This is a genomic window from Aliiruegeria lutimaris (assembly GCF_900099935.1).
In the GTDB taxonomy this organism is placed as follows: domain Bacteria; phylum Pseudomonadota; class Alphaproteobacteria; order Rhodobacterales; family Rhodobacteraceae; genus Tropicimonas; species Tropicimonas lutimaris.
Genome location: NZ_FNEK01000001.1, coordinates 178,432 through 190,643 on the forward strand (window position 1 = coordinate 178,432; position 12,212 = coordinate 190,643).

At 62.8% G+C, this 12,212-nt stretch carries 16 protein-coding genes; 11 read left to right on the forward strand and 5 right to left on the reverse strand.

Features of this window, described 5'->3' with window-relative positions; genetic code table 11:
• Window positions 1-169 precede the first annotated feature (169 nt).
• The 8 genes from thrS to BLR85_RS00930 all read left to right on the forward strand — a co-directional run bounded on the left by thrS (window position 170) and on the right by BLR85_RS00930 (window position 6,759).
• On the forward strand, window positions 170-2,116 hold the full coding sequence (gene thrS / locus BLR85_RS00895) for a threonine--tRNA ligase (protein ID WP_093147554.1): 1,947 nt from the start codon (window positions 170-172) through the stop codon (window positions 2,114-2,116).
• A 661-nt stretch (window positions 2,117-2,777) separates the two neighbouring features.
• Entirely contained in the window at window positions 2,778-3,071 is a 294-nt protein-coding gene (locus BLR85_RS00900) for a BufA1 family periplasmic bufferin-type metallophore (RefSeq protein WP_093147558.1), read from the forward strand.
• A 118-nt stretch (window positions 3,072-3,189) separates the two neighbouring features.
• Window positions 3,190-3,486 (forward strand): BufA1 family periplasmic bufferin-type metallophore, encoded by a 297-nt coding sequence (locus BLR85_RS00905; protein ID WP_093147560.1) that lies wholly within the window; start codon window positions 3,190-3,192, stop codon window positions 3,484-3,486.
• 71 nt (window positions 3,487-3,557) lie between these two features.
• The gene (bufB, locus tag BLR85_RS00910; protein ID WP_093147564.1) at window positions 3,558-4,412 is read left to right on the forward strand and encodes an MNIO family bufferin maturase; all 855 of its coding nucleotides are present in this window, start codon (window positions 3,558-3,560) and stop codon (window positions 4,410-4,412) included.
• Window positions 4,409-5,167 carry an HvfC/BufC N-terminal domain-containing protein gene (locus tag BLR85_RS00915; RefSeq protein WP_093147567.1) on the forward strand — a complete coding sequence of 253 codons (759 nt, stop codon included), beginning with the start codon at window positions 4,409-4,411 and terminating at the stop codon, window positions 5,165-5,167. Before bufB ends, BLR85_RS00915 begins: the two co-directional genes overlap by 4 nt.
• A complete protein-coding gene (locus BLR85_RS00920) occupies window positions 5,164-5,775 on the forward strand; it encodes a DoxX family protein (RefSeq protein WP_093147570.1) in 612 nt (203 codons plus the stop codon). The genes BLR85_RS00915 and BLR85_RS00920 overlap by 4 nt, the downstream gene beginning before the upstream one ends.
• 162 nt (window positions 5,776-5,937) lie before the next feature.
• Window positions 5,938-6,144, forward strand: a complete 207-nt coding sequence (locus tag BLR85_RS00925; RefSeq protein WP_093147885.1) for a cold-shock protein — start codon at window positions 5,938-5,940, stop codon at window positions 6,142-6,144.
• A gap of 321 nt (window positions 6,145-6,465) precedes the next feature.
• The gene (locus BLR85_RS00930; protein WP_093147574.1) at window positions 6,466-6,759 is read left to right on the forward strand and encodes a hypothetical protein; all 294 of its coding nucleotides are present in this window, start codon (window positions 6,466-6,468) and stop codon (window positions 6,757-6,759) included.
• Window positions 6,760-6,762: 3 nt separating this feature from the next.
• On the opposite strand, the gene BLR85_RS30195 is transcribed toward BLR85_RS00930, so the two are convergent.
• The 3 genes from BLR85_RS30195 to BLR85_RS00940 all read right to left on the reverse strand — a co-directional run bounded on the left by BLR85_RS30195 (window position 6,763) and on the right by BLR85_RS00940 (window position 7,782).
• Window positions 6,763-6,885: a hypothetical protein gene (locus BLR85_RS30195; RefSeq protein ID WP_280138457.1), complete on the reverse strand. Its 123-nt coding sequence runs from the start codon at window positions 6,883-6,885 to the stop codon at window positions 6,763-6,765.
• Between the two features lie 165 nt (window positions 6,886-7,050).
• Window positions 7,051-7,377 (reverse strand): arsenate reductase family protein, encoded by a 327-nt coding sequence (locus BLR85_RS00935; RefSeq protein ID WP_093147579.1) that lies wholly within the window; start codon window positions 7,375-7,377, stop codon window positions 7,051-7,053.
• A 72-nt stretch (window positions 7,378-7,449) separates the two neighbouring features.
• Window positions 7,450-7,782, reverse strand: a complete 333-nt coding sequence (locus BLR85_RS00940; RefSeq protein ID WP_093147582.1) for a TraR/DksA family transcriptional regulator — start codon at window positions 7,780-7,782, stop codon at window positions 7,450-7,452.
• Between the two features lie 307 nt (window positions 7,783-8,089).
• On the opposite strand from BLR85_RS00940, the gene BLR85_RS00945 reads away from it, so the two are divergent.
• Together BLR85_RS00945 and grxD are read left to right on the forward strand one after the other, a co-directional pair.
• A complete protein-coding gene (locus tag BLR85_RS00945) occupies window positions 8,090-8,332 on the forward strand; it encodes a BolA/IbaG family iron-sulfur metabolism protein (protein WP_068310582.1) in 243 nt (80 codons plus the stop codon).
• A gap of 118 nt (window positions 8,333-8,450) precedes the next feature.
• Window positions 8,451-8,810 (forward strand): Grx4 family monothiol glutaredoxin, encoded by a 360-nt coding sequence (gene grxD / locus BLR85_RS00950; RefSeq protein WP_093147586.1) that lies wholly within the window; start codon window positions 8,451-8,453, stop codon window positions 8,808-8,810.
• Between the two features lie 311 nt (window positions 8,811-9,121).
• On the opposite strand, the gene BLR85_RS00955 is transcribed toward grxD, so the two are convergent.
• The gene (locus BLR85_RS00955; RefSeq protein WP_093147590.1) at window positions 9,122-9,517 is read right to left on the reverse strand and encodes a cell division protein ZapA; all 396 of its coding nucleotides are present in this window, start codon (window positions 9,515-9,517) and stop codon (window positions 9,122-9,124) included.
• Complete coding sequence (locus tag BLR85_RS00960; RefSeq protein WP_139188279.1) at window positions 9,510-9,911, reverse strand: hypothetical protein; 402 nt, start codon at window positions 9,909-9,911, stop codon at window positions 9,510-9,512. Before BLR85_RS00960 ends, BLR85_RS00955 begins: the two co-directional genes overlap by 8 nt.
• A gap of 273 nt (window positions 9,912-10,184) precedes the next feature.
• Here BLR85_RS00960 and tkt point away from each other — a divergent pair, with 273 nt between their 5' ends.
• On the forward strand, window positions 10,185-12,200 hold the full coding sequence (tkt, locus tag BLR85_RS00965) for a transketolase (RefSeq protein WP_093147596.1): 2,016 nt from the start codon (window positions 10,185-10,187) through the stop codon (window positions 12,198-12,200).
• Window positions 12,201-12,212: the final 12 nt, after the last annotated feature.

The following is a 12,212-nucleotide window of genomic DNA, read 5'->3' on the forward strand; positions in this document are numbered from 1 at the left end:
AAGGCACGGTCCGCAGGACCGTCCCCGCTCAGCGCGCGCGCCAAAAGAGCCGCACGCCTCTTCACCCTTCCGCCCTTGACTTCGGACAAAGCCAGGGGCATGCAGCCCCCGCAAACCATATCCTGCAACCGGGCGTTCCGTGGGCGCCAAACCGACGAGGAGAGCCAAGATGGCCGATATTTCCCTCACATTCCCCGATGGCGCGAGCCGGGATTTCCCGCAGGGCACAACACCCGCCGAAGTCGCCGCCGCCATCTCCACCTCCTTCGGCAAGAAGGCGATCTCCGCTCTGGTCAACGGCCAGCACTGGGACCTGCAATGGCCAATCGAAGCCTCGTCGAGCATCGCCATCAACACGATGAAGGACGAGGCGCCGGCGCTGGAACTGATCCGGCACGACCTCGCCCATATCATGGCCCGCGCCGTCCAGGAGATCTGGCCGGAGATCAAGGTCACGATCGGACCGGTCATCAAGGATGGCTGGTACTACGATTTCGACCGCAACGAACCCTTTACCCCCGAGGATCTCGGCCAGATCGAGACCAGGATGAAGGAGATCATCAACCGCCGCGACCCGGTGACCACCGAGGTCTGGGAGCGCGAGCGGGCGATCAAGTATTACAAGGCCAATAACGAGCCCTACAAGGTCGAGCTGATCGAGAGCATCCCGGGCAACGAGCCGATCCGGATGTATTGGCACGGCCACTGGCAGGATCTCTGCCGCGGCCCGCACCTGCAGCATACCGGGCAGGTGCCCGCGGACAGCTTCAAGCTGATGAAGGTGGCCGGGGCCTATTGGCGTGGCGACAGCAACCGAGAGCAGCTTCAGCGGATCTATGGCGTTGCTTTCCAGAACCGCCAACAGCTCAAGGACTACCTGCATTTTCTCGAAGAAGCCGAGAAGCGCGACCACCGCCGCCTCGGCAAGGAGATGGAGCTCTTCCACTTCCAGGAGGAAGCGCCGGGCATGGTGTTCTGGCACCCCAACGGCTGGACCATCTATCGCGAGATGGAAGACTACATGCGCCGCAAGCTCGGCAATGCCGGCTATCGCGAGATCAAGACGCCGCAGGTTGTCGACCGCAAGCTCTGGGAGGCCTCCGGACACTGGGACAAGTATCGCGAGAACATGTTCATCACCGAGATCGATGAGGAACATGCCAACGAGAAGCGGATGAACGCGCTCAAACCCATGAACTGCCCTTGCCACGTGCAGGTATTCAACCAGGGCATCAAGAGCTACCGCGACCTGCCGCTAAGGCTGGCCGAATTCGGCTCCTGCCACCGCTACGAGGCGCATGGCGCACTGCATGGTCTGATGCGGGTGCGCGGCTTCACGCAGGACGACGCGCATATCTTCTGTACCGAGGACCAGATCGAGGCGGAATGCGCGGCCTTCATCGACCTGTTGTCGGATATCTACCGCGACACGGGTTTCACCAAGTTCGACATCAAGCTCTCCACCCGTCCGGAGGTCCGCGTGGGCTCGGACGAGGTCTGGGACAAGGCAGAAGCGGCGCTCGAACAGGCCGTGCTCAAGGTCCGGAACGATTTCGAACTCGATCCCGGCGAAGGCGCTTTCTACGGCCCGAAGCTTGACTTCAAACTTACCGACGCGATTGGCCGCGAATGGCAATGCGGCACCTTCCAGGCCGATTTCAACCTGCCTGAGCGGCTGGATGCAAACTATGTCGGCCAGGACGGCGAGAAGCACCGCCCCGTGATGCTGCACCGCGCGATCCTCGGTTCCTTCGAGCGGTTCATCGGCATCCTGATCGAGAACTATGCCGGCCGAATGCCGATGTGGCTGGCGCCACGGCAGGTCGTGGTGGCGTCGATCGTCTCGGATGCGGATGAATTCGTGCTGGAAGCGGTCAAGATCCTGCAGGAGGCCGGCCTGCGCGCGGAAGCCGATATTCGCAACGAGAAAATCAACTACAAGGTGCGTGAGCACTCGGTCGGCAAGGTTCCGGTGATCCTTGCCATCGGCCAGCGCGAGGTTGAGAACCGCACCGTGACCGTGCGCCGCCTGGGCGAGAAGAAGACTGAAACGGTAGCACTCGACGAAATCGTGGCGAGCCTTGCCAAGGAGGCGCTGCCGCCCGATCTCGCCTGACGACGACAGCCTGGGGGGAGCCCAAGGCTCTCTCCACAGCAGTTGGTTTGGGCTGAGGGCTTTGGCCGCGGTGGTGGGGGCTTTGCCCCCCGCGCTCTTGCGAGCGCTCACCCCAGGATATTTGAGGAAAGAGGAAGTGGCAGCTTCCGCATTCATCTTTCCCAAAATACCTCCGCCGGAAGCACGATCCACAGGATCGTTCACGCGCGCGAAGCGCGCGCCCTCGAATGGCAGCTCGCTCTGCAAGATGGAGCAGACATACTGCACCAGCTCCTGTTCGAGAGGTGCCGCATGACATCCTGCCCTGTTTCGCGTTGCCATGTCGGGGCGTATCGGGGGGCGTTCCCGGGCGAAGACCTGTAACATTCTGTGAGCAACGGTCGTTCCGGCGTAATATCCCCTCCTTTGCTGCACCTTCCTTGAAACATTGATACCGGCCATGCCGCAACGCAGCTTGCAACATTTGCGGACAACTTATTGAAATTATGCCCTGATCGCCTCACGGAACCGTCATCTTGCGGCCCGTTGTTCAAGGTATCTGACGCACGCGTGAATGACGCCCGTGTGAATGGCAATTTATCCTTCCACCCACCTAGATTTGGCTCATGCCCCGCAAGACAGCGGAGGCAAAGCGAACATGAGACCAGGAAAAGGGAAACCCATGTCCAAGCAAATCAAGACTCTCGCCCTTGTCGGTGCCGTAGCCGCGGCGATTTCCGGCGCTGCCGCGACGACCGCCAGCGCTGACAATCATCAGGAAAAATGTTTCGGCGTCGCGATGGCTGGCCAGAATGACTGCGCCGCCGGCCCCGGCACCACCTGTGCCGGCACCGCCTCCGTCGATTACCAGGGCAATGCCTGGAAGCTCGTCGAAGTCGGCACCTGCGAGCAGATGGAACTGCCCGAGGGCCGCATGGGCTCGCTTGAAGCGCTCGACCGCGACCTGCCGGCGTAAACCGCCGCAAGGCAGCGCCCGGTGGGATTTCTCACTTGAGGACACCCGGAGGAGGCTCCCGGCGCGCTCTCCGCTTTACCCAGTCATTTCAAACCTTCAGATCAAGGAAGCAAATTACATGTCCAGAAATGTAAAAACTCTCGCCCTCATCGGTGCCGTCGCAGCAGCGGTCTCCGCGACCGGCATGGCCACCACCGCCGCCGCCGATAACCACAAGGAAAAGTGCTTCGGCGTCGCGATGGCTGGCAAGAACGACTGCGCCGCCGGTCCCGGCACCACCTGCGCCGGCACGTCCACCGTCGACTACCAGGGCAATGCCTGGTCGCTGGTCGATGCCGGCACCTGCGCAACGATGGAACTGCCCGACGGCCGCATGGGTGCGCTTGAGGCGCTCGACCGCGACCTTCCCGTCTAATCATTCCGTCCCGGACCAACGCGCCCTGCGGACCCTCCGCCGGGCGCGAATTATCCACGAAGGAGGCCAGGATGCTCGACGCCACGTCCCAACGATCCCTTCCGCTTGCGCCCGGTATTGGCTACAAGCCGCAGCATTTTGCCGAGATCCTGCGGGATTCCGGCCCGGTTCGCTGGCTGGAGATCCATGCCGAGAACTACATGGGCGATGGCGGACGTCCGATCGCGCAGCTGCGTCACTTGGTCGAGCGTTTTCCCATCTCCGTGCATGGCGTGGGCTTGTCCATTGGCGGCGAGGCGCCGCTGGATGCCGAACACCTCGCGCGGCTGCGCCACCTCGTCGACTGGCTGAACCCCGCGAGCTTCTCGGAGCATCTCGCCTGGTCTAGCCACGAGGCAGCCTTTCTCAACGACTTGCTCCCCCTGCCCTACACGCAAGCCACGCTGACCCGTGTCGCCGATCATATCGACCAGCTGCAGGAAGCGCTTGGCCGCCAGATGCTGCTGGAAAACCCCTCCACCTACCTAGCCTTTGCCGAGAGCGAGATGGAAGAGACCGATTTCCTGCGCGAGATCGCGCAACGCACCGGTTGCGGGCTGCTGCTCGACATCAACAATGTCTTCGTCTCCTGCACGAACCAGAAGCTCGACCCGCGCGGCTATATCGCCGATTTTCCGCTGGACCTCGTGGGCGAGGTGCATCTGGGCGGCCATGACGAGCAGGAAGACGAGCACGGCGCGCCGCTGCTGATCGACAGCCACGGCGCCGAAGTGGTGGACCCGGTCTGGACACTTTATGCCGAGACCATCGCCGCCATGGGCCCGCGCCCCTCGCTGATCGAATGGGACACGGATGTGCCCGAATGGCCGGTGCTGGCCGCCGAGGCCGAACGCGCGGCCCACATCCTTGCGCAGGTCGCGCCATGAGCGTCGGGCAGGCAGAATTTCGCGCGGCGATCTTCGACCCCGCCCGCGACGTGCCCGACGGGCTGGTCGACCCCGAGGGGCGGCCTGCCGGCAAGCGCTTCGATGTCTATCGCAACAATGTGGTCGTGAGCCTGTGCAACGCGCTGGCCGAGGCGTTCCCGGTGATCCAAAAGCTGCTGGGCGCGCATAATTTCGGCATCCTCGCCGGGCATTTCGTTCGCCAGCACCCGCCGAGTTCGCCGTTGATCGCACATTACGGCTCGGCGCTGCCGGGGTTCCTCGAAGGCTTTGCGCCGGTGCAGAACCTTGGCTACCTGCCCGATATCGCGCGGCTGGAGCTTGCCCTGCGCCGTGCATATCATGCAGCCAACAGCACGCCGGCGGATGCAACGGCGCTTCAGGCAATGCCCCCCGAGCGGCTGCTGGTCACGCGCTTTACCCTCGCGCCCTCGGTTCAACTGGTAGCGTCGGACTGGCCCATCGCCGCGATCTGGCGGTTCAATGCCGAAGACGGCCCGAAACCGGAGATGCGTGCTGAAACCGCCCTGCTCACCCGTCCGGAATTCGACCCGGTGCTGACCGCGCTGACACCGGCCGGGGGCGTCTTCGTCGAAGCCCTTCGCAACGGTCAGAGCCTTGGCGAGGCGCTGGAAGCCGCAGCCGCGATCGAGCCGGAATTCGACCTTTCCCCGGCGTTTTCCGCCCTTGTCTCGGGCGGCGCCATCACAGAAATTTCCGAGGATCCGCTCCCATGACCGATCTTTCCGCTTCAACCGAACACGGCTCTGCCCGTGGCAAGGCGTTCGGCGCCATCATCTCGATCCACAACGCTATCTTCTCCCGTATTGACGCAGCGCTCTCCTCCTTGGCCATCCCGACGCTGGCGCGCTTCGCCTTTGCCGCCGTGCTGCTGATGTATTTCTGGGGCTCGGCCATGACCAAGTTGGGCGACGGTATTTTCGGCCTGTTCTCGCCCTCGGTGGGTGCCTATGCGCAGATCTTCCCGCAAAAGGCCGAAGCCGTCGTCTATGACACGACACAGTTCTCGATCTTCGAGAAGCTCATTATCCTCGCGGGCACCTGGGCCGAGTTCATCCTGCCCCTCCTCATCGTTATCGGCCTGTTCACCCGTCTGGCCGCGCTCGGCATGATCGGCTTCGTCACCGTGCAGTCGCTCACCGACATTCACGGCCACCACGCCGATGCCACCACGGTAGGTGCCTGGTTCGATCGTGCCTCCGACAGCCTGATCATGGACCAGCGCGCCTTCTGGATGTTCGTGCTCATAACGTTGGTTTTGCGCGGCGCCGGACCGTTTTCCGTGGACAAATTGCTCGGAATTGATCGCCAAAACAGCAAGTGACAGATTGTCAGGGGTTGTTTTGTCACAAAACTCCGGCACCATTAGTGCCGTGACGATGCCACACACGACTCACTGGCCCTGCCTCGAATGAAGTCCGGCGACGTGACCACGCCGCCGCAATTCTGCGGGCGGAACAGAGACCAGACGAAGGAGACGCGGGATATGCCGACCGGCACCGTGAAGTGGTTCAATACAACCAAAGGTTATGGGTTTATCGCCCCCGATGAGGGCGGAAAAGACGTTTTTGTTCATATTTCCGCCGTGGAACGCGCAGGAATGACCGGCTTGGCCGACAACATGAAGATCGAATACGAGATTCGTGAAGGTCGCGATGGTCGGGCGTCGGCGATAGAGTTGAAGGTAATCTGATTACAGATCAGTTCCAGGATCGCAGCCGTCCGCATTTCCGGGCGGCTGCGTGATTCTCGGCCACGCACATCCTCCAGCCGCCCTTTTTTCGATCTTTTCCGCCCATTTTGGTAGCGCCGCCGCCCCCTGACAGCGGGTTCACGGCGTGGCCGGGCGCCAGAGTTTCTGCGACGGAGCATCTGAAGCTTATCCTTGGGACGGGCAGTGCAGTCGCTCTGCCGAAAACAGGGAGGCAGGACCGTTACCGCGCGGTCGCCCTCCTGTCGCGCGGAGCTCCTTTTTCGGATCGGCTCTGTCTCCTCCCCAAGATGGGAGCAAAGAATGACGGAATTTCTGACGGTCCTCGCCTTTACCTACCTGTGCAACAGCACCGCCGAGCTTCGGGTGGTCAGCTATGACGAGGCGAGCGACTGCACCTTCGCCTATGAACAGGTCAAACGGCATTTCCATCCCGAATTCGGGATCGCCCCCGCCGGGACCCGGCATCGGCAGGAACAGAACATCGTTGCCTATTTGGCTTTCAAGCAGTGGGAAAAGGACAATGCGGAGTTCGTGACCGGAATGAAAACCGAAGCGGCCCGACTGGCGCGAGAAGCGATGTTGCCCAACAGGTGAGGCTCAGCTTTCACTTTTGTCGATGATGGGTTGCCAATGCTCGCCCATGGCAACGATACAGCTGCGCCCCGAGGCACAGGTCATCATCAGCGTCCAGTCGCCCCGCTCGCCGGCCCACAGTTCCATGATTTGATCGGGACCGCGAAACCCGGTGCGGCCTGTAGCAGAATGGCACTGGCAAGAAGTAGCGGGCGGAAAGGAACATGGCCTCTGAACTGTTGAACCAAAATCAGTGTAACAGATCCATGCCCCCTCCAAAAAAACCTGAATTTATAGGTGGCGTATCGCTTCCTAGCCGATCCAAGCTGATTGCGCCTTGGAGTCCCAACCGAGGGTCAGCTGGGCTCCATCGCTGAGAACCGGTCGTTTCATAAGGGTCGGATGCGCCGCCAGAAGGCCGTCCACCTCCCCTTCCCGTTCGTCCTCAGAGAGCTGACGCCAAGTCGTTGACCGACGATTCAGAAGCCCGTCGCCAAAAGCCTCGATGAAACGCGCGCGTTCCTCTGCCGTGAGCGGCTCGGCGCGGACATCGCGAAATCGCACATCCTGCCCCGCCGCTTCCAACGCCTTGCGCGCCTTGCGGCAGGTATCACAGGTGGGAATGCCGTAGAGGATCATGGCCGGTCTCCAATGCAGATTTGCGTTGCCGACCGAGATGGCACGGCCTGCCCGCGGCGGCAAGGCCCGGGCTCAGGTGCCGCGGGTGCAGTCGGCGCAACGGGCAATTGCCGGGTCCGTGGCCAGACGCGCGGCGGCAATCTCTTCGCCGCAATCGGTACAGAAGCCGTATTCGCCCTCCGCCAGCCGCTCCAGCGCCGCGCGAATGCGCAACCGCTCGGCTGCACGGCGACGCTGCTGCGCCTGTGCCATCGCCTGGTGCTGAAGCGCATCCATCCGCGACAGCCGTCCCGTCGCGCTCTGATCCAGCTCGACGACAGATCGTGCGCCGGCACTGGCCGCATCCTCTGCGTCAAGCTCGACCAGCAGATCGTTCAATCTTCTATGAATATCGGCCTCCGTCATCCCGCAACCCTGTCAGAGCCACCGCGCAACGGCAAGCGCAACGGCGCAACGTTCGCTCAAACGCCCCATTGCGCAACACCGACCGCACGCATGGCATAGTCTCCCTGCAGCGAGGCGCGAAATGATGCAGCTGGCTCCTTCACCGTGTCGCGTCTCGCCTGCTCTTCCCACAAAACCCGACCCAACGTGGACCACGGCACGCTGAGCCGGTGACACTCGTGGCGCAAAGGATCCATGCAGCGCGCACTTGCAGCCGCGCCCCACCGGCCCTAGTTTCTTGACGAGACCAGAAAACAGGAATTTGCCCATGGCCATCGAGGCCCAGGAAATCGAGACCCTCCTTCGAGAGGCCTTCCCCGACGCCGTCATTATCGTCAATGACATAGCCGGCGATGGCGCGCATTTCGCCGCCGAAGTGATCGACGAGAGCTTCCGCGGCATGAACCGCGTGCAGCAGCAGCGTTCCGTCTATGCCGCGCTAAAGGGCAAGATGGATGGCACGAACGCCGATCTCCATGCACTGGCATTAACCACGAAAGCACCGGAATAACCCGGCAAGACCCTCCGGGCGGTTGACCTCGCACGTCCCCAAGTGCAGATGACCGCAGTTTCGCCAAAGAGCGCGGCCCCTTGAAGAGGCCGACCCAAGGAATGAAAAGGAATTCGCCATGTCTGCGAAGGACAATATCAAGCAAACCGTGACTGAAAACGACGTCGTCCTCTACATGAAGGGCACCAAGATGGCGCCACAATGTGGCTTCTCCCAACGGGTGGCCGGCGTTCTGAACTACATGCAGATCGACTACACCGACGTGAATGTGCTGGCAGATGACGAGATCCGCCAGGGCATCAAGGAGTATTCCGACTGGCCGACCATCCCGCAACTCTACGTGAAGGGCGAGTTCGTCGGCGGTTGCGATATCATCACCGAGATGACGCTTTCGGGCGAGTTGGACAAGCTGCTGGAAGAGAGCGGCGTTTGCTTCGACAAGGCCGCAGCCGAGAAGATCCGCGAAGCCAACGGCTGACGCCAAGGGGCGGCCGGTCGGAAACCCGCTTGCGCGAACCGGCCCGCCGTCGATCCAGTGCGCTCCCTGCAACAGGTGCGTCCGGCAATGGTCAGGCGATAAAGATCTCCTGATTCCGGGAAAGTATGCGTTTAAAGGGGGCGCGCTTCGGGCGCTTGAACGATCCTTCGGATCGTGCCTCCGGCGGGCGTATTTCTTCCAACAAGAAATTGCGCGTGGCGATCTGTCTTCTTCTGACTTCAAATATCCTGGGGGGAGCGCTCGGATGAGCGCGGGGGGCAAAGCCCCCTTTTCCAGAAGCGACAAGTGGCTTACCGTGCCGATCTTTCCTCGGCCAGCGCCGCGAGCGCCTCGGCCCGGGCGGCCAGTTCCGCAAGCGTATCCGTCACTTGCGACGGGATCACGGCGACTTCCACCCGCTCCGGCTCCGGCGCGGGCATTGCCTCCATCTCCTCGATAAGCCGCTCTTGACGGGCCAGTTTTTCCTCGGCCGCAGCGGCTTTCTGCTCATACGCCGCCGTCCGGTCCGCCAGCATCAGCCCGGCCATCAGCAACATGCGCGATTCCGGCATCCGGCCGATCTGGCTCACCAGCCCACGCGCCTCGCGATCCAGCATCGCGGCCGCATCGCGCAGGTATTGTTCTTCGCCATCCTGGCAGGCAACGGCGAATTCCTTGCCGCCGATCTCAATCTTCACCTCAGGCATCGGTCTGCTCCCTCACCAGTGGCTCCAGAACGGATATCAACTCGTCAAGCTCGCCGCGGTCGGCACTGCACTGTTCCGCCACCGCCCTCAACTCGGCCTCGAGTTCGGTAATGCGCTCCTGCTGGCGGTCCTTCATCGATTTCAAGGAACCGACCCGTTCGCGCAACTGCGCCCCGGCTGTTGTCTCGGCTTCCAGCGCCTGCTGGAGGCGCAGAACCTCGGCTTCCGCCGTTTCGGCGCGCTGAACTGCCTCGCATGCCGATTTCCGGGCCTGTTCCAGTTCCTCGGCCGACACGGCCGCTTCCGGTTCGCCTGCACTGAACGCTTCGATCGCATTCCCGATCCGCGTCATGGCAGCGGCAAGCCGGCTCTCAAGCTCGGTGATCTCGCTCATCCCGCTCTCCCCGTTCTTGTTGTCCACCTGTCCGGTTCCGGACCAATTGCGGCCGAGCAAGCCGCGAATCGCCCGCCGGGCAGTTGCGGCCAAGTTTACGCAACTGTTTCATGAAATGCGCCCCCTATTGTGCTCAGCCACTTACGCGGCATTCTTCACGTGGCCGACAGTCCTTGACGCTACCGCCCCTCGCTCCTACACCGCCTTGAACGTCAAAAAGACGGCCGTGCAGAGTGCGACCGCCTCCTGCCGCAAAATCGAAAGGAAAGAACCTTGGACATTGCAGCCCTCAGAGACGCCCATCCCGAGCACTGGAAAAAAGCCTGCGCCATCCGCACGCTGACGCTCGATGCGGTCGCTGCCGCCAATTCCGGCCATTCCGGCATGCCGATGGGCATGGCCGATGTCGCCACCGTGCTCTACGAGAAGCACCTCAAGTTCGACGCCTCGAACCCCGAATGGCCCGACCGCGACCGCTTCATCCTGTCGGCCGGCCATGGCTCGATGCTACTGTACTCGCTGCTCTATCTCACCGGCTCGCCGGATATGACGATGGAAGAGGTCAAGAACTTCCGCCAGCTCGGCGCCATCACCGCCGGCCACCCCGAATACGGCCATGCCCGTGGCGTCGAAACCACCGCCGGCCCGCTCGGCCAGGGCATCTCCAACGCCGTCGGCTTCGCCATGGCCGAGGAGCACCTGCGCGCCGTCTGGGGCAAGGGCATCTATGACCACTACACCTATTGCATCGCCGGCGACGGCTGCCTGATGGAAGGTGTAAGCCAGGAGGCGATCGCCCTCGCCGGCAAGCAGAAGCTCGGCCGCCTGATCGTGCTGTGGGACAACAACGGCATCACCATCGACGGCAAGGTCTCGCTCTCCGACATTACCGACCAGAAGAAGCGCTTCATGGCGTCCGGCTGGCAGGTGATCGAATGCGACGGCCACGACCCCGAGGCCATCGACGCCGCCATCGTCAAGGCCAAGACCTCGCGCAAGCCTTCGATGATCGCCTGCAAGACACATATCGCCCTCGGTTCTTCGGCGCAGGACACCTCCAAGGGTCACGGCGCACTGACCGATGCGCAGCTCATCGCCGATACCAAGGCTGCCTATGGCGCGCCCGCCGGCGCCTTCGAGGTTCCCGCCGAGGTCAAATCCGCCTGGGAAGCCATCGGTGCGCGTGGCGTTGCCGAGCGTGAGGCCTGGGAAGGACGCCTGGCCGGCCTGTCCGAGGGCCGCCGCGCCCGTTTCGAGCGTGCTCTCTCCGGCGACATGCCCGAAAAGCTTGGCCGCCAGATGAAGTCCTATCGCAAGCAGCTGGTCGCCGACGCGCCCAAGGTTGCCACGCGCAAGGCTTCCGAGATGGCGCTCAACGTCATCAACAAGATCGTGCCCGAGACCATCGGCGGCTCGGCGGACCTCACCGGCTCGAACAACACCAAGTCGGCCGACATGACCGTGTTCGACGCCTCCAACCGTCGTGGACGCTTCGTGCATTATGGCATCCGCGAACATGGCATGGCGGCAGCGATGAACGGCGTGGCGCTGCATGGCGGCCTGCGCCCCTATAGCGGCACCTTCATGTGCTTCACCGACTATGCCCGGCCCTCGATGCGCCTCTCTGCGCTGATGCGCCTGCCGGTGGTCTACGTCATGACGCATGACTCGATCGGTCTTGGCGAGGACGGCCCGACCCACCAGCCGGTGGAGCACCTGGCCATTTCGCGCGCCACGCCGAACACGCTGGTCTTCCGTCCGGCCGATGCGGTGGAGACCGCTGAAGCCTGGGAGCTGGCCCTGGCACAGAAAGAAACGCCCTCGGTGCTCGCCCTGTCGCGCCAGAACCTGCCGACGGTACGGACCAAGCACAAGAACGACAACCTGTCCGCGCAAGGCGCCTATGTGCTGGCCGAGGCGACCGGCAAATGCCAGGCCATCCTGATGGCCACCGGCTCGGAGATCGAAATCGCTCTCAATGCCCGCGAAGCGCTGGAAGCCGAGGGCATCGGCACCCGCGTCGTCTCAGTGCCCTGCATGGAGCTGTTCGCGGCAGCCGATCCGGAATACCGCGCCAAGGTGCTGCCCGCCGGTCCGGTCCGTGTGGCCATCGAGGCTGGCGTCCGGCAGGGCTGGGATCGCTGGCTCTTTGGCGAGGGCGGCGATGCGGCCAAGGCCGATTTCGTCGGCATGACCGATTTCGGTGCCTCGGCGCCTGCGGAAGTGCTCTACGAGCATTTCGGCATCACCGCCGATGCAGCAGCCGCCAAGGTCAAGGCGCTGCTCTGAAGGCACGTCTCT